Genomic DNA, 16,645 nt, shown 5'->3' on the forward strand with positions numbered 1-16,645 from the left:
CGTGGAAGTGCTCGTCGATAAGCGGCGGCAGCTCCTTGGTCAGATACGTCGTCCACTTGTAACTGCCGTGCTTGTCGTGCGTTCCAGCCCAGTCGGCCTGCTGCGAGCCGATAGAGCCGCGCGGAGTGACCACATTGATGTGCTTGTCTGCGAAGAACTCAGAAGCGCGACCATCTTTCCACCACGGGGTCACCATTCCACCACCTGCGCCGCCCAGAAGGTAGAACGTCGGGCGCGGATCGGTGTTCTCAGGCCCGCCTTCCGGCAAGATGATTTCGTTTTCAATCTCGCGGCGCATCGATGGCGAGTAGACCGTGAGCACCCACACGTTGTCCTGCAAGTGCTCCAGTTTGCGGAACTGCGCAGGCGGCGCGTCCGGATCCGGGAACGTTTGGTCCACCACCGTGCTCGAGCCAAGTGACTGTGCCGCCCGGGAGCTGCCCTCGAACACAAAGCGTCCGAACAGCAGGTGGCCGAAAATACCGCTCATCATCGCGCCGATCAGGATGATCGGTATTGCTAGCGGCGGAGTATCCGGCCCAATCTGACGGAAGCCGTTGATCAGCGATGATCCCGTCCATCCAGGTGCTTCTTGCTTTTCGACGAGCCCAAGGCTCTCACGTGATTCCACCGCCGGTGCTGGCGTGGCGACGAGCAAGCTCACTGACGTAGTGGCTGCACACAGGGCCACACCGCGACGAATCATTGGTTTCACACGCCAAACTGTAGCCCAACAGCTGTCACGAACTCGACCCTGACGATTCTGACGAGCCTGACGAGCCTGACGAGCCGCGCTGCCCCAAAGGTTGTGGCGCTTCGCTTGGCAGCGGCGACTTTGTCACCGGTGTTTCGCGCTCAAACGGCTCCACATTCAACGCCGGACCGATAACGCGCCAGCTCTCACGCATGGACTTTTCAAAAAGCCCCCAACTATGTGTGCCCTCCACCTGTGGGTACCACTCCACATCCAAGCCTGCCCGCTTGGCTTTGTCGGCGAAATAGGCAGAGCACGCATAGGATGCCGCCTCAATGGTCACAGGCGGGCCAATGCGCTCCGATGATGTCTTCGACGCATCGATCGCGCCAGGTACCCCCTGGGCAGCGGCGATAAACAGCGCAGTGTCCCGCAATGCATCCAGGTTCAACACCGGCGAATGCGCCCGCCAGGCCGGGTCGCTCGACATGCCCCACATCTTCTTCGGATCAGCGCCATTCATCTTCAGCGCTTCACGCACGTAGGTGTCCCCCAGCATCCCGGTTGTGGCCGGGCACCCCGAGTAGGAGGCCGCGGCGGCAAAGCGCTCCGGCGCGATGGACGCGATGTTCAGCGCGGGCCCTCCGGACATGGAAATGCCGGCGATGGCGTCGTGGCCGGTGCCGTGGAAGTGCTCGTCGATAAGCGGCGGCAGCTCTTTGGTCAGGTATGTCAGCCACTTGTTTCGCCCTGTTGCTTTATCTTCGCGATACCAGTCAGCCTGCATCGAGGACACCGACCCAATCGGTGTAACCACGTTGACCAACTTGTCCTGGAAAAACTCCTGGTAGTCCGAAGAATTACGCCACGACCATCCGTTCGCGGCACCGTCGGCCCCCATAAGAAGGTAGAAGGTCGGGCGCGGGGTGTCGTTGTCAGGACCGCCGGGAAGAATCACCTCGTTTTTCACTTCTTTGCCCATGGCGTGCGAATAGACGACGACCTCGTAGACGTCGTTTTCGATGTGCGTTAGGGACTTCAACTCGGCCGGACGCGCGTCCGGGTCTGGGAACGTATCGCTCAGCTGGTACGAACTGGACCCTCCGGATGAGCCGCCGACGCTGGAGCCTTCGTACATGGACGAGCCGAATACTCCCCCGCCGAGCGTCGTGAGAAACAGTGCCGGCACCGCAAGCAACGGAATCGTGGAAAACAAGCTAGACGCCGCTACTGGAACGCTGAGCGCGTCGATCACGCTTGAGCCAGTTTGACGCGCTCTGCCACTTAGAAACGACGGCAACAACCACAACATAGACACAAGGTACCTGCCGGGAAGACTCGAACGCGAAAACCTCCGACCTGGCGAACCAGATCGGAGGTTTTCTTCTTGTACCCCGTACGGGATTTGAACCCGTGTTACCGCCGTGAGAGGGCGACGTCCTAGGCCGCTAGACGAACGGGGCATTAGGACACAGAACGCAATTGCTCTGCAGCTGGCCTACCAGGACTCGAACCTAGAATGACGGTACCAGAAACCGTAGTGTTGCCAATTACACCATAGGCCATTGTTTTTCAGTTCTGACCTGCGCTTTCCGTTTCCGTTCCGCGCTGTCTGCCTGAACAACATGGAGTACTATAACCATGAATCGCTATGTGTACCAAATCCGCAGGCCACCGCATAGAAACGCGGTGGCCTAAACGTACGAAAACAACAGCGTTGTAGTTCCTACTCCGTAGCGCTCCTACTCTGCAGCCTGGTACGGCGTAACGGCGCGGGCAGCTTTGAGACGCTTCAGCGTGGACTCACGGCCAAGCAGGTCCATGGACTCGAACAGCGGCGGGGACACCGCGGCACCAGTGGTGCCCACGCGCAGGGCGCCGAATGCGACACGCGGCTTGAGCTCGAGGTCCTCGATCAGCGCCTTGTTCAGCGCTGCTTCGATGTTCTCGGTGGTCCACTCCCCCTCACCGATCGCCTCAAGCGCTGCAATACCGGCATCCAAAGGCTCGACGGCGGTGTCTTTGAGGTTCTTCTTTGCACTCTTCTCGTCCAGCACCAAGTCATCGTCCGCGATGACAAGGAACTTCAGCAGGTCGTACGCATCGGAGAGCACCTTGATACGGGTCTGCACGAGATCCGCCGCCATGGTGAACTTGTCTTCCGGGTAATCCGCTGGGAAGTCGGTGTACTCGGTGAAGTACTCGCGCAGGCGGTTTCGGAAGTCTTCCGGCTCAAGCAGGCGAATGTGGTCGGCGTTGATTGCTTCAAGCTTCTTCTGGTCGAAGCGGGCCGGGTTACCCAGCACGTCCGAGACGTCGAAGGCCTTGACAAACTCGTCGACAGAGAAGATGTCCTGATCCGCAGAAAGCGACCAGCCCAGCAGCGCGAGGTAGTTGATCATGCCCTCCGGGATGATGCCGTTGTCGCGGTGGTTAAACAGGTTGGATTCCGGGTCACGCTTGGAAAGCTTCTTGTTGCCCTGGCCCATCACGAACGGCAGGTGGCCGAACTCGGGGGTGAAATCCGTAATACCGATACGCTTCAGCGCCTCGTAAAGCGCGAGCTGACGTGGCGTGGAGGACAGCAGGTCCTCACCGCGCAGGACGTGGGTAATACCCATGAGCGCGTCGTCAACAGGATTGACCAGCGTGTACAGCGGCGCACCGTTAGAGCGGGCGACAACGTAGTCTGGCTGGGTTTCGGACTTGAAGGTGACCTCACCGCGCACAAGGTCGTTCCAGGTCCAATCCTGGTCCGGCATGCGAAGGCGCCAGACCGGCTTGCGGCCTTCGGCCTCAAAAGCATCGATCTGTTCCTGAGTGAGGTCACGGTCAAAGTTGTCGTAGCCCAGCTGCGGGTCGCGGCCTGCGGCCTTGTGACGCTCCTGGACCTCTTCGTTGGTGGAGTACGCCGGGTAGACCTCGCCGGCCTCGATGAGCTTGTTCAGCACATCGGCGTAGATGTCAGAGCGCTGCGACTGACGGTACGGCTCGTGCGGGCCACCGACGTTGATACCTTCATCCCAGCCAAGGCCGAGCCACTCGAGCGACTCAATAATCGCCTGGTAGCTCTCCTCGGAGTCACGGGCGGCATCCGTGTCCTCGATACGGAACACGAACTTGCCTCCGGAGTGCTTGGCTTGCGCCCAGTTGAACAGGGCGGTGCGGACCATGCCCACGTGTGGGGTTCCGGTCGGCGACGGGCAAAAGCGAACGCGCATATTGGGGTTTTCAGTCATGGGGCAATCGTAGCGCGCCATATGCATTGCGCTTGTCGACGCCCAACCACCCCCGGCGCTCACCGCCCAGGATCCAGCAACATATCGCGTTACTTCGGGTTGCGCATGAGGAAGCGCCACATTTCGTCTGCTGCAGACGGCGAGTACCACCAGAAGTGGTTCGAGCCATGCACCTTGATCACTTCCACGCCCTTGCGGCAGTTTCGCGACGACACCCGAGTCGCATTGTTGCCTGCCGGGCGCGAATCGACTCCCCCGAAGCACCCGTTGCGGCGCTCGTAGGATTTAAACAGCTCCGGCACCGGCAGCACTTGCTGGCCTCGTCGAGTAGTGCCGTGGTACGGGGTGAGTGTGTCGTTGGTGCCGTGAATGGCCATGAACGCGACCGGCAGGTTCTGGCAGCCACGGTTCACCGGGGCGTAGTACGCGCCGGACACGCCAGCAACGCCAGCAAACAAGTCCGCCATGTGGCAGGCGGAGACTGCGGCCATGCCGCCACCGGTGGACATGCCGGTGGCGTAGATCCGGCGTCGATCGATGTTGTAGTAGCGCTGGACGTCGTTGATCATTGCGCGGACAAAGGCGATGTCTTGGCCTGGACGTGTCGCTGCGGTTGCGGATCCCTCCCACGATGCTCCGATCGCGCGCGGGTAAACGATGATCGCGTCGCGGCCGACAGATGATTCACGCAGGCGTGAATAGTTACGAAAATTCTCCGTGGAATCCTGATATGCGGAGTACCCCACCATCACCGGGGTGGGACGTGCAGGGTTGTACCCTCGCGGCACCCAGACGAGGTAGCTTCGTCCCGCTACACGGACCTCGCCGTTGGCCCCGTTCGCCACCGGCGCCGGCGCTTGGGGCGCCCACGCACCGGGGAGATTCGGCGCGGGAATTTGCGGGGCGGGAACTGGGTTGATCGGCAACGATGAGCCTTGCGGCAGGGAGTCGTTGGCCATCTGGACAAACTTGTTCCACTCAGCATTTGCCTGGTTGACCGCGTTTGTAACTGCCTGATTCGCCTGCGAAGACAAGTCTTGCGCCTGTGCAGGGACAGGAGTGACCACCCCAGCGGCGATCATGAGCGTTGCCACGCTTCCTGCCAGTGCTTTACGGATCCGCCCAACCCGTTTCGCACCAACTGCCACATTGTTACCATTTTTCACACAGGCAACAATAAACCTGGGGTATATCCGAAGCAACTGATCCGACGAGGCGTCTTCGAGCGTAGCCGGTTAGAGTGTTTGCCCATGTCCGTCAACCCGCTTGCCGGCCCTCCATCCGGCCGCCCCGACACTGCGCCCGATTTTCTCCTTTCGCGCGCAGAAGGATCGGTCCGCACTCAAGGCGCCACCCGCACGTTTAGCGACGCCTGGGAAGCGAACAACGCGCTAGAGCGCGGCGAGGTGGAAATGGTTGTAGGTGCGCTCCCCTTTGACCAGGACTGCCCAGCGGCGCTCACTGTGCCAGAGCACATCATTCGGGAGCCAGGCCCGCTAGAGCCGCACCCGTATTACCGGATTGGCGCAGGTTCTCGCCTTCACGCAACGCTTATCGACGTCGACCCTTCCCCCGAGGAACATCTTCGACGCGTTGAGGCCGCAGTGGGTACTATCCGCAACTCCCTGTTGGACAAGGTTGTGCTTGCCCGTGCGGTAGACATCGCCTTCGACCCGCCCGTTGATCCACGCCTCGTCGCGGCCAGGCTGATCGATCTGTCCTACACGCACGACGGTTTCATCGCGGACCTCACCCCATCTGGCCGCACGGGACATTTCCTAGTCGGCTCCTCCCCCGAAGTCCTGGTGCGCCGCCGTGGCAACAAGGTGACCTCCTATCCCCTTGCAGGTTCGGCAGCACGTGTACCGCACGATCCGGCGGCGGACCGCGCCGCAGCGGAGGCACTGGCGTCGTCGCAAAAGGATTTCGACGAACACCGCTTCGTTGTCGAGCACATCCGCGAGGTCCTCGAGCCACTTTGCTCTGACCTGCAGATTTCAGAGCGCCCAATCCTAGAAAAGACCAGCGAGATGTGGCACCTTGCCACACCGATTAGCGGCACGTTGAAGGAACCGGCACCAACAGCGCTGGATCTGGCAATGCGTCTCTACCCCACCCCTGCTGTGTGCGGCACCCCACCCGCCGCCGCAGAAGCCCTGATTACCACCGCCGAATCGGATCGCGGTTTCTACGCCGGCGCGGTCGGATATACCGATGCCGCAGGTGATGGCGAATACATGGTTGCCATCCGTTGTGCGGAGGTCAACGGCGACGGCACACACGCCCGCGCCTGGGCCGGTGGCGGGCTCACCGCAGACTCCGACCCACAGGCCGAACTCGACGAGACTTCAGCCAAACTGCGCACGATCATGCGCGCGCTGGGCCTGTAAACACGGCCCAAAAGCGAGCCTGCGTTCTAGGCGCGCTCGACGGGGTTGCCCAGTTTGCCGATACCTGGGATCTCAACCTCGATGTAGTCGCCCGGAACCATCTCTGCGGTACCCGCCGGCGAACCGGTTGCAATGACATCGCCCGGCAGCAGAGTAAAGGACTGGGAGACCCACTCCACCATCTCTCCAACCGACTTGATCATCTGGTTCGAGTTGGAGTCCTGCTTGGTCTCCGTTTTACCGTCGTGGGTGTGGTGCGCCTTGATCGGCAGGTTGGCAAAGTCGAACTTATCCAGGTCCGTCTCAATCCAAGGACCGAGCGGACCGAAGGTGTCCATGCCCTTGGCGCGCGCCCACTGACCGTCCGCGAACTGGAGGTCACGCGAGGAGACATCGTTGATGATGGTCACGCCACGGATCACAGACTTCCAGTCCTCAGCCTTGACGTTTTTGCATGGAACGCCAACGACGAGCGCCAGCTCGCCCTCAAACTCGACGCCTGTGGCGAACTCCGGGATCTTAATAGCGGCACCAGGGCCAATCACGGCGGTCGACGGCTTGATAAAGATTGTCGGCGGCAGGTGCTCGGCGGATTGCTTGAACACCTCAGCTACGTGGTCCGCGTAGTTGCGTCCCACAGCGACGATCTTCGACGGTAGCGTCGGTGCAAGCAACCTCACCTGGTCAAGGTCGTATTCTTTGCCGGTGTACTCCGGCGCACTAAACGGCGTGCCCTTGATCGCCTTTGCGGTCGTTCCCGCATCGTCGATAACGGCGAACGTCATTCCTTCAGGTGTTGCAATTCGTCCAAAACGCATGTGATCGAGCATACAACCCCACTGTCATTGTGGCGCATTTGGGATTCACTGACGTCTACTGCGCGCTCAGCGCCAGGTACAACTCCGCGCACGCGATCGCGTCGGTAAGCGCGTTGTGGTTCGCGTAGTCGGGCAAATTGTAGCGCTGTCGCACGCGCGCAAGCCTGAGGTCCTCGCCGCGCGGATACGTACCCATGCGCTCCATGTGTCGCCGCTCCATCGCGAAGGTATCCACTACCTCGCTCTCGCGCAGGCCCCATCGCTTGCCCTTGACATCTTTTTGCAGCTTTGCGACGAAACCTAGCTCCATCTGCGCAAAATGGGCCAACAACTTGCGTCCTTCAAGGGCACGATCAAACGCGTCGAGTACTTCGGCAGCGACGACGCCTTTGTTCGCAATATCATCGTCAGTCACCCCGTGAAGCGTCACAGTATCGCCAACTTGGGCACCTGCGAGAACGAAGTACTGTGCCTGTGATAGATCGATCACACGGCCGTCGACGGGAACCCAACCGATGGAGACCATCTCATGCTTCTCCGGCTTGAGTCCGGTGGTTTCGACGTCGACGGCCAGCAGGGCGTCGTCGTTAAGCACCCGCGCTTTCGGTCGAAAGAACATCTCACACCGCCCGCGTCGGGTACTTCGACGCCAGCGCGTTCTGCAGCGACTTGATCACACCGAACGCATCGCGCAACGCGGCCCGATCCAGGGATTGCAACTGCTTCGGATCAATGCGGTAGTTCGGCTCCTCCCCGGCGCGCACCTGCTGCGACTGGTGTTTCATGACAAGGTCCGAAAGGTACTCGTAAGCGTCTGCCAGATCCGACGCTCCCTTCGTCGATACCGCCTCGCCGGCAGAGGCACGCAGGCGTGTAGGCGTATCCACCGCACTGACACCGGCCACGATGGAGTACAACCGAGCCATCTGCACCACAGCGGCAGTACCACCGCGTTTGATGTCTAGCGTGTTCGCATACTCGCCGTCGCGCTCAAGCACGAAGCCACGGAAAAAGCCCACTGGAGGCTCTCGGAACGTAGCCAGAGCTGCCAAGTGTGTATGTAGACGGCGCGACCCGCGCGCCGACGACAACGCCGCCTCATGCACCTCATCAGCCAGCGAGCGCCACCCCTCGCCTGAGCCGAAGATCGCGCGGAAATCGAAAAATACCTGCGCGTGCAGCAACGCGTTCGGATCAGGTGCAGTGACCCAAGTGTGGAACATGCGCGACCACTGCGACTGCGTCATGCGCCACTTTGGGTTCGACGCCATCATCTCCCCCGGGCATAACGCCTGACCTGCATGCGCGAGACCTTCGCAGACAAACTGTGTCAGCGCGGCGAAGTACTCCCCATGGGTTTCTTCGTCGTAACTGTCCGCGAGGACCAACGCGTTGTCTTGGTCGGAGGCTGGCCCCATCTCCGCGCGAGCCTGACTGCCTACCGCGACAAAGGCGTACGGCACCGGTGCTGGCCCCAGCTTCTCCTCCGCTAGCTCGCCTAGACGGCGAGCGATGGAATCCGCAATCGATGTCAGCAGGCGCTGTGTCTCAGCAGCGGACGCGCCTCGCTCAAAGAACCGCACAGCCACGTTTGCCGCGGCATCGTAGGCTCCCTCGAGCTCCTCGTACGTACTCTGCTGCACATCTGCTGCCAAGTAGATCGGGTCTGCTTGCAGCAGGCGCATGATGTCGAATGAGGTCAGCACACCGCACACACCTCCGGCGCCTTCAACCGGCAGGTGGTGGATCCCCAACTCGCTCATCGCGAGCATCGCCTCGAACACCAACGCTGTTTCCGGGATGGTGCGCACTGGTGAGGACATCACATGTGCAATAGGCCGTGACGGGTCCACTTGCGCTGCGACAACGCGAGAACGCATGTCCTTGTCTGTGAGGATGCCGATCTGCTCACCTCCGACGACGACGAGGCAACTCGCATCGTGCTCGTTCATCACACCGGCAGCGTGCGCGATTGGTGCAGTTGCGTCACAGGTGACGGCAGGGCGGCCGTCGACAATATGCGCAATGGGCGTACGCAGCACACTCGCCGTCCCCCCATCACGCACCTCTTCCGCTGCCACTTTGAGACGACGAGACGCCGATTCAAAGAACCTGTGCAGCTCAGGATGCGCATCGAGCAGGCCTGTGAACACCTCGCGCGGCAGCATGAGCAACACGCTGTCTTCCACCGCTTCCATCACATACTGCGATTCACGCGGACCTACCAGCGTGGAGTAGCCGAAGTTCAGGCCTGTATCGCGACGGTCCAGCAGCAAGTTGTCATCGCTGACGATGTCAATCGCACCCGAGCGAATGATGTACAGCGTGTCGTTGGGCTGGCCGAGATCCACAACGACTTGACCGCGGCGCACATAGGTGATCCCCATCTGTGCGGGCAGGGCCCGGATCTTCTCTTCAGGGAGGCTTGAAAACGGCTCGTGCTGGGCCAGGAAGCCGTAGACCTCGTCCAATTCCACGCTCATGCCCGAAGCCTAGCGTGAGCACGACCCCCACACGGCGAATTTTTGGAAAACTACTGGTAGCTCACAAACCACGGGCGAGGATTCACGTCGGCATAGGTCTGCTCCGGAGTAAACATGGGAGAATCCTCGTCGATAAAGTTCTTCCACGCCATGAAGTAATTCGGGTCCAACCCCTGACGCAGGATGTTCCACGTGTCGAACTTCTGCTCCGGCAGCCCATGACCGTCCGCGTGAAGGATCCATGCCAGTTCCGGCTGCCCGGTGACAATGTTTTCGCGGTCCGGGTACATTCCAACCTGGAACTGGTGCAGAATCAATGCCTTCTGTGGCAGGTTGTTGTCGCGGACAAGCGCTGCAAGCCAGTCGGCGACCTCATTGATTTCGGCTGCGGTTGCGCTACCGATACGCGAAAGCGGCTGCTCACCAGGGTTTAGCTTCCATTCCGCATCAAGTGCCAAACCAACGTTCGGTCGCTTGAGCAGCTCCTCGTAGATCTTCGCCTGCTCCAAGAAGTTGCCTTGGCCCGGCTGCAGGTCGATTACGGCGTAACCACCTGCGTCCACGATGGCATCCACATACGGGGCGATATCTTCCATCGGCGTCTCGTTGGAGTAGTTACCGTCATCGCCCGGGAATTCCGATGCCACCGACGCAATGACCTCGAAGGCAGGAATGATCGGCTGATCCTCCAGCGGCTCGTACCAGGAGGCGTATTGCTTCGCCAGTTCAACTGCTGCGGCAGGGTCCTGCTCCCCCATCACTCCGAGCTCTGGGCCGTACGGATGGCCGTAGAGCGCAATCATGCGCCGGCCTGGGAACACCAGTCCGCCGCCACCAGGCAGTTCACCATTGGCGGCGAGTGCTGCACGCGCACGGAAGTTCTCGTTCGAGCCCCACTGGCGGCCAAGCGCGAGCACGTCCTGTTCCATAACATCGCGCATGCTTTGCGACGACGCCCGCGGGTCCGCAGCCGCCAACACCTGCACATCCGCACCTGCTGCGCGAGCTGTGGCCACCGACGCACGCGAGGAGACCGCCGTGGCAAACACTGGCGGCATCTGCAAGCCACGCGGGTTCTTTGCCTCGAGTGCCGCAATCGCCGCCACATCTTCTTCGGCACGCTCGGCTACGACCGGTTCAGTCGCTGCTACCGCGTCGTCATCGCCCGGAACCTCAATTACCCGGGACGCGCCAAGGCGTTCAACCTCAGCATCAATCGCGGCGTCGGTGCCATCGAGGCGCACCAGAAGCGGCGCACCTAGTTCCACTGCAATCGCGGCAGCCCGAAGCTGCTGATCGCGATCCTTCGCGGAGACCACCACCGTGTCCGACGACTCGAAGAAGCGCTGCGAGACTTCCACACCCGTGCCGTCGGCGTCCTGAACCACCTCGTCACCATCGGTGGCAAGGGCGTTCTTGGCGCCAGCATCGGACTGAGAGCCCCCACCGAGTCCTCCGTCGCCTGCGCCGCAGCCAGTCAGGGCAAGCGCAGAAACACAGAAAATGGCAAGGGACGCACGTGTGATCTTCCGGGAAGAAACCATGCGCTCGACCCTACGCGAGGGCGTCGACGATGCGCTCACCTACCTCGGTGGTACGCACCGGCGTGTCTCCACGTTGGGTCACGTCGCGCTCGACTGCTTCTTCGATGCGGGCGGCGTTGGTGTCGTCGCCAAGGAAGCGCAGCATCATCGCCACAGACAGAATCATTGCCGTGGGATCAGCAATCCCCTGGCCCGCGATATCCGGTGCAGAGCCGTGCACCGGTTCGAACATGGATGGGAACTCACGTGCAGCATTGATGTTGCCGGAGCACGCCAGCCCCACACCGCCCGCAACCGCACCTGCCAGGTCAGTCAGGATGTCGCCGAAAAGGTTGTCGGTGACAATCACGTCGTAGCGCGACGGGTCCTGCACCATGTAAATCGTTGCAGCATCGATGTGGTTGTAGTCCACCTCGACCTCCGGGAACTCCTGCGACAACTCGTCGACCACGCGCTGCCACAAGCCACCTGCGTTGACCAGCACGTTGGTCTTGTGCACGAGCGTGACCTTCTTGCGGCGCGTCATTGCCAACTCAAACGCGTACCGAGCAACACGCTCAGCGCCGAAATACGTGTTCTGAGAAACCTCGGAAGCAACTTCGTGCGGGGTGCCCTGACGCAAGGTACCGCCGTTACCAGCATAGAGCCCCTCGGTACCTTCACGGACCACAACAAAGTCGATCTCACCAGGGTTTGCGAGCGGGCTCGTCGACGATGGGTAGAGCTTCGACGGCCGCAGATTAACGTAATGGTCCAACTTGAAACGCAGCGGCAGCAGCAGGCCGCGCTCGAGCACACCCGCAGGCACGCGCGCCGGGTCGCCGATCGCGCCGAGCAGAATCGCATCGTGTTCGGCGAGGCTTTCCAAGTCCTCGTCCGTCAGCAGCTCGCCGTTGCGCAGGTAGCGGCGCGCTCCGAGGTCATATTCGGTGGTCTCGACGTCATCGCGCACAGCATTGAGGACCTTGAGCCCCTCCGCCATAACTTCTTGGCCGATACCGTCGCCAGCAATCACCGCGATTTTCATATTCTGGGACACCTTTCTCACTGTGTAGACTCTGGCGCCCACATTAGCACTCCTTAGCGCTTGGGTTTAACGATTCCGCTCCGACTGACGGATACGAAACGCCAACTCCTCACTCGAGCCGAATTGCGCCCCCAGCGCAATAAGCGACTTATCAGAAAGCCCCGCCATGGCGAACAACGTCGCTTCCGCTTTCCGCGGATCCGGCAGCGGCACGATCTCCACCGCGGCACCGTAACTCCTCGCATTCGCAATCGCGGGTATCGACGACTGCCACGTGGCCACCACCTTCGGCGACATATGCGCATCCCGGCGCGATTGGACGGGAAACGGTTGCGCTTGGGCGCCGGGTTTAGCCACGGGATCTGCCCAGGTAGCACGTAGCCAAGTGGGATCGTTACCGTTGAGTTCGGCGACTGCGCGGGCACTGTCAGCAGGGTCATCGATAGTGCGTTCAACGAAGCGCAGCGAAGTCATCTCGCCGAGCGCGCGCATCCCGCCGGGGTCGCGTCGGATACGTACTGCACCAGATGCGGGAGCCATAGCGACATCACCGACAGTTAAGACGGTCACCGTGTGCATGTCGGCGATCATGGAGACGTATTCGGCGTGGCGTGCTCCGTCGTAGACCATCATCGGGGCATGTGCGGTCACTGCGATGGAGGCTGCGCGAAGTTGCGCCTCCGGGGTGTCGTCGGAAAGCACGAGCGTTTCGGAGCGCGGGAAGAACAACTTCGCGGTTTCCATGCCAAGTGGGTCGTCGAGCACCACCGGGTGAGGCTCAAACGTTTTGGAGACATGCCCTGCGACGTTGACGCTACGGGCGCGATCGTAAGGGCCAAGTTGGACATCCGGAGTGCATGCGGCGAGCAGTACGCCCGCCGATAGCACGGCAAGCGATGCGTACCCGAAATACTTCACCGGTCCTCCTTCGTGTCTCTCCCCTGTGCTGTTCCTATTCTGCGTCGTCGCGCAATCCTTCGTCGCTGAGAACGTTGCGATCCATCGCGTATTCAATCATGCCGATGAACCGTTCACGACGATCAGCGATAAATCGCTCCCAGTTAGATGTCAGCAGTGCTTCTGGGTCGACTTCGTGGCTTTCGAGCAGGGCGTCAAAGTCATCGTCGTCAAGCAGCGACTTGGACTGCAGCCTGGGCAGGTAGCGTTTCGGCTCGTTTTGCTCAATGACGACCTCGGTACGACGGCCCATCGGCGTGCGGTTGAGCACGCTGTCGGCCAGCTGCTCGTCGACACCGAATTCGCGCAGGTACTCCCACGGGAAGATCTGGCCGAAGCGAGGTTTCAGTTCGGCCACTGTGGATTTGTCGAAGTGCTCTCCAGTGCGCCAGTCACGCGCGCCGCGTGCCATCAGTAACGAATACAGCCCACGGTAGATCCCACTGTCCGCGGTTGCGGTATAGAGACGGGATTCGTGGAAACGTGCATCGGCGACCGTACGTGGCTCGGCGTCGGTCTCTCCGCAGACCCACGGGATGACTTCAGAGACGTCTACGCCGATGCGGATTGTCGGCGCGTGCGCGGCATAAAGCTCACCGAACACGCCGCACCAGAACCAACGGTTGAGCCTGTCACCGACTTCCTTCTTTCCTGCAAGTTCGGGACGTTCGGCCAGGCGCGCAAGCATAACCGCGAGCGGGATGAGTTGCGCAGGGTAAGGGACTTGATCCGCAGCGACGATACGTCGCTCCTGCAGGAACTGGGCGACCGCAACGAACCCGCGGGTCATCTCATCGGCATGTGCACGGTAATCCTCGATCGTGATGTTGAGGATGTCACCACGGTGGCCCAAAGCAGGCCCCTGCCGACTGGTCAGCAACAGTGACAGTGCACGCAGGAATTCCACACGGCCGATGCCCTTGAGCACGTCATAGCAATCAAACTGGGCTGCGAGTTCTTCCCAGTGGCTAGCCAAGTCGAACGTCGGGTCTTGGGTTGCATATGTCGCGGTAAGGAGCTCGAACACATCCATCTGCACACCTGCCGAGTTAGCAAACGCAAAGATCTGCCCCACTCCCTCTTGTGCAGTATCGCGGTCCAGGCGGATCATTGGAATGTCGTACGCAGGCAGCTCACGCATCACCGCATTGATAAATCGCTTCACGGCAGTACGCACCTCGTCGTGTTGTGCATGTGCCGCCATATCGACGAGGAGATCGTTGCCCTCTTTCCAGAGCAACATCGAAACCGGCATCACAGCGTGCTCGATCATGTCATCGCGATTTCGGATGCCACCTGGAATGTCCGGCCCAAAGTGGGATCGGACATTCCCTTCCCCATCGACAGCAAACACGGCTTCCACCGGCATCGGCGTGTGTGCCACCGCCGCTCGTACGTCCACCATGAACTTCCGGGAAATCGGTCGCCCAAGATAGTCCACCGTGCTCACCTCCCCATCACCCTTAAATGCGTGAAAGAGCGACGTGAGGCGCTGTTGGCCGTCGAGAAGCAACAGGCCCGGTTCCACTCCAGCAACATTCACCCCCTCAAGCGGGCGTGGTTTAAAACGCTGCTCCGCGTTGCGAGTATCGAGCGCGAGGAAAGAACCGACCGGGTAGCCACGCAGCACGGAGGTGACCAACGTGCGCACCCGATCCACGTCCCACAGGTATGAGCGCTGAAAATCAGGCAGCTGCAGCTCGCCGCGCTCAGCGCGGGAAAATAGATCCTTGAGCGAATAGCTCGGCGTAGTAAAGCCCATATGCCTTAGCGTAGGACAGAATCAGCACACCGTCTCGTGCTCGATGTGCTCTGGCAGCTCAATTTGCACTGTCGCATGCTCCACACCCAGCCGGTGCAACTCCGCCTGAACCCGATCCAGCAACTGATCGCGGTCTTCTCCTTCCGCCGCCACAATGTGAACCGTTGCAATCACCGACACCCCGTCAAGCGACCACAAGTGCAGGTCATGCAAATCCCTCACCCCAGGCAGTGCACGTAACTCAGCCTCGACTTCCTCGGCGTCAAACCCTTCGGGCACACGCTCCAGCATCACACCCACCGACTCCGCCATGAGTTTCCACGCACGAGGAACAATCAGGCTCGCGATCAGCAACGACGCAATGGGGTCAGCCGCAGTAAAGCCGGTCAACGCGACAATTGCGCCGGCCCCCAGCACGGCGATAGACCCGAACATATCCACCAACACGTGGAGGTATGCACCGCGTACGTTGATCGACTCCTTTTGCTGGGAGTACAAAATCCACGCCGACAACGCGTTCGCCGCAAGGCCGATCGCGGCGATGATCATCATCGGACCCGTATCAATCGGGGCTGGATCCCGCAGCCTGCGCAAGGCCTCGATTGCAATCCAGACGGAGACTGCCAGCACTGTCGCGGCATTAATCATCGCCGCGAGCACCTCGACACGGCGGTAGCCGTAGGTCGCGTATGACGTGGCTGCACGCTTACCGACGAGCACCGCCGCCATCGCAATGATCAGCCCGGCCGCGTCCGACAACATGTGCATCGCATCCGCAAGCAGCGCGACCGATCCCGAAATCACACCTCCGACCAACTCCGCAACAAAGACCGTTGCGGTAACGGCAAGTGCAGCGCCGATCGCCTTCGTCGGCGCGTCAACACGTGCGCCATGAGCATGATCATGATGAGCGTGATCTGAATGGTTGTGCATAACGACAACCATAGGAACACCAACACGTTAATGACAATTTATTGAAAATCGCTGCCGGGATGCTTTCCGCAGCGCTCACGAGGAGAAACGAATCCTTCGCGCCTCCCCGGGGCGAAATCCTGCCGAGCCAAATCGTCATACTTTGTTACAGTGGGCGACCGTTCGCATATCCGAGCACGTCACGGGCGGTTCACCATGAATCCGCCCCGAGCGGCGCGGATAAGTAATAACGAAAGGAATTAGCAAATGACTACCCCGAACCCGAATCAAAACCCGAACGACCCGACCGAGGATGTTCGCGTCGAGCGCACTACCCCTGAGGCTTCGACCACCGCACCGGCGCGTCCGGCTGCTGGCTCCACTGCAGTGACTGACGACGATAACGGTGGCGGCGGATGGTGGAAGTGGCTCCTGGGCATTCTGGCAGCACTCCTGCTTTTGGCCTTGCTGTGGAACCTGTTTACCGGCGACGACACCGAGGGCGACGCCACCGTAGACACCTCCACCACGACTGCAGCCACCGAGGTTGTTAACGAGACCACCACGGTCGAAGACGGCACCGTTACCGAAACCGCACCGGCCGAGGACGCCGCTGGGGACGCCAACACTGACGCCAACGAGGCCGACGCTACCGCGACCGAGACGACAAACGTCGTCGAGGAGGTCATCGACTCCATCGCACCGGAAGGCGCCCAGGAGGAGGCTCCGGCTGACGCACCGGCCACCAACTAATTATTCGGCGCGATCCGACTACCCCGCACCCACTCTCCGGGCGCGGGGTTTGCTCTGCCGTGCGGG

14 protein-coding genes and 2 tRNA genes are annotated in these 16,645 nt (G+C 60.9%); 2 read left to right on the forward strand and 14 right to left on the reverse strand.

Translation table 11 applies throughout. From position 1 onward, the window contains the following. From HMPREF3048_RS07515 to HMPREF3048_RS07540, 6 genes are all read right to left on the reverse strand, one after another. Positions 1-706 (reverse strand): alpha/beta hydrolase-fold protein (locus tag HMPREF3048_RS07515; RefSeq protein WP_246818874.1); only part of this gene is annotated, 706 nt, incomplete at its 3' end. Between the two features lie 34 nt (positions 707-740). Further along, complete coding sequence (locus HMPREF3048_RS07520; protein ID WP_070771747.1) at positions 741-1,910, reverse strand: alpha/beta hydrolase; 1,170 nt, start codon at positions 1,908-1,910, stop codon at positions 741-743. Between the two features lie 174 nt (positions 1,911-2,084). Then, positions 2,085-2,157 (reverse strand) — tRNA-Glu (locus tag HMPREF3048_RS07525). A gap of 30 nt (positions 2,158-2,187) precedes the next feature. Continuing rightward, a tRNA-Gln gene (locus HMPREF3048_RS07530) sits at positions 2,188-2,259 on the reverse strand. A 177-nt stretch (positions 2,260-2,436) separates the two neighbouring features. Then, entirely contained in the window at positions 2,437-3,933 is a 1,497-nt protein-coding gene (gene gltX / locus HMPREF3048_RS07535) for a glutamate--tRNA ligase (RefSeq protein ID WP_070771748.1), read from the reverse strand. Between the two features lie 89 nt (positions 3,934-4,022). Further along, complete coding sequence (locus HMPREF3048_RS07540; RefSeq protein WP_083308071.1) at positions 4,023-5,027, reverse strand: CE1 family esterase; 1,005 nt, start codon at positions 5,025-5,027, stop codon at positions 4,023-4,025. 156 nt (positions 5,028-5,183) lie between these two features. Here HMPREF3048_RS07540 and HMPREF3048_RS07545 point away from each other — a divergent pair, with 156 nt between their 5' ends. Next, a complete protein-coding gene (locus HMPREF3048_RS07545) occupies positions 5,184-6,323 on the forward strand; it encodes an isochorismate synthase (RefSeq protein WP_070484227.1) in 1,140 nt (379 codons plus the stop codon). 26 nt (positions 6,324-6,349) lie between these two features. On the opposite strand, the gene HMPREF3048_RS07550 is transcribed toward HMPREF3048_RS07545, so the two are convergent. The 8 genes from HMPREF3048_RS07550 to HMPREF3048_RS07585 all read right to left on the reverse strand — a co-directional run bounded on the left by HMPREF3048_RS07550 (position 6,350) and on the right by HMPREF3048_RS07585 (position 15,847). Then, positions 6,350-7,141: a fumarylacetoacetate hydrolase family protein gene (locus tag HMPREF3048_RS07550; protein WP_083279509.1), complete on the reverse strand. Its 792-nt coding sequence runs from the start codon at positions 7,139-7,141 to the stop codon at positions 6,350-6,352. Between the two features lie 55 nt (positions 7,142-7,196). After that, a complete protein-coding gene (locus HMPREF3048_RS07555) occupies positions 7,197-7,760 on the reverse strand; it encodes an exonuclease domain-containing protein (protein ID WP_070484230.1) in 564 nt (187 codons plus the stop codon). 1 nt (position 7,761) lies between these two features. After that, positions 7,762-9,624, reverse strand: a complete 1,863-nt coding sequence (locus tag HMPREF3048_RS07560) for a DUF294 nucleotidyltransferase-like domain-containing protein (protein WP_070771749.1) — start codon at positions 9,622-9,624, stop codon at positions 7,762-7,764. Between the two features lie 50 nt (positions 9,625-9,674). Further along, positions 9,675-11,168, reverse strand: a complete 1,494-nt coding sequence (locus HMPREF3048_RS07565) for a cell wall-binding repeat 2 family protein (RefSeq protein WP_070771750.1) — start codon at positions 11,166-11,168, stop codon at positions 9,675-9,677. Between the two features lie 10 nt (positions 11,169-11,178). Next, the gene (locus tag HMPREF3048_RS07570) at positions 11,179-12,195 is read right to left on the reverse strand and encodes a 3-isopropylmalate dehydrogenase (RefSeq protein WP_070569316.1); all 1,017 of its coding nucleotides are present in this window, start codon (positions 12,193-12,195) and stop codon (positions 11,179-11,181) included. Between the two features lie 66 nt (positions 12,196-12,261). After that, positions 12,262-13,113, reverse strand: a complete 852-nt coding sequence (locus tag HMPREF3048_RS07575) for a hypothetical protein (protein WP_070771751.1) — start codon at positions 13,111-13,113, stop codon at positions 12,262-12,264. 34 nt (positions 13,114-13,147) lie between these two features. Next, the gene (locus HMPREF3048_RS07580) at positions 13,148-14,914 is read right to left on the reverse strand and encodes a DUF262 domain-containing protein (protein WP_070771752.1); all 1,767 of its coding nucleotides are present in this window, start codon (positions 14,912-14,914) and stop codon (positions 13,148-13,150) included. A gap of 21 nt (positions 14,915-14,935) precedes the next feature. Next, complete coding sequence (locus HMPREF3048_RS07585; RefSeq protein ID WP_070771790.1) at positions 14,936-15,847, reverse strand: cation diffusion facilitator family transporter; 912 nt, start codon at positions 15,845-15,847, stop codon at positions 14,936-14,938. A gap of 246 nt (positions 15,848-16,093) precedes the next feature. Here HMPREF3048_RS07585 and HMPREF3048_RS12100 point away from each other — a divergent pair, with 246 nt between their 5' ends. Continuing rightward, complete coding sequence (locus tag HMPREF3048_RS12100; RefSeq protein WP_070484248.1) at positions 16,094-16,579, forward strand: hypothetical protein; 486 nt, start codon at positions 16,094-16,096, stop codon at positions 16,577-16,579. The last annotated feature ends 66 nt before the right edge of the window (positions 16,580-16,645 follow it).

The organism is Corynebacterium sp. HMSC075D04 (genome assembly GCF_001815635.1).
Taxonomy (GTDB): domain Bacteria; phylum Actinomycetota; class Actinomycetes; order Mycobacteriales; family Mycobacteriaceae; genus Corynebacterium; species Corynebacterium coyleae.

Excerpts from the sequence above, each read along its gene's own strand:
- gltX (WP_070771748.1), bottom strand. The coding sequence starts at position 3,933 with ATGACTGAAAACCCCAATATGCGCGTTCGCTTTTGCCCGTCGCCGACC.
- HMPREF3048_RS07545 (WP_070484227.1), top strand. The coding sequence starts at position 5,184 with ATGTCCGTCAACCCGCTTGCCGGCCCTCCATCCGGCCGCCCCGACACT.
- HMPREF3048_RS07555 (WP_070484230.1), bottom strand. The coding sequence starts at position 7,760 with ATGTTCTTTCGACCGAAAGCGCGGGTGCTTAACGACGACGCCCTGCTG.
- HMPREF3048_RS07550 (WP_083279509.1), bottom strand. The coding sequence starts at position 7,141 with ATGCGTTTTGGACGAATTGCAACACCTGAAGGAATGACGTTCGCCGTT.
- HMPREF3048_RS07560 (WP_070771749.1), bottom strand. The coding sequence starts at position 9,624 with ATGAGCGTGGAATTGGACGAGGTCTACGGCTTCCTGGCCCAGCACGAG.
- HMPREF3048_RS07565 (WP_070771750.1), bottom strand. The coding sequence starts at position 11,168 with ATGGTTTCTTCCCGGAAGATCACACGTGCGTCCCTTGCCATTTTCTGT.
- HMPREF3048_RS12100 (WP_070484248.1), top strand. The coding sequence starts at position 16,094 with ATGACTACCCCGAACCCGAATCAAAACCCGAACGACCCGACCGAGGAT.
- HMPREF3048_RS07585 (WP_070771790.1), bottom strand. The coding sequence starts at position 15,847 with ATGCACAACCATTCAGATCACGCTCATCATGATCATGCTCATGGCGCA.
- HMPREF3048_RS07570 (WP_070569316.1), bottom strand. The coding sequence starts at position 12,195 with ATGAAAATCGCGGTGATTGCTGGCGACGGTATCGGCCAAGAAGTTATG.
- HMPREF3048_RS07580 (WP_070771752.1), bottom strand. The coding sequence starts at position 14,914 with ATGGGCTTTACTACGCCGAGCTATTCGCTCAAGGATCTATTTTCCCGC.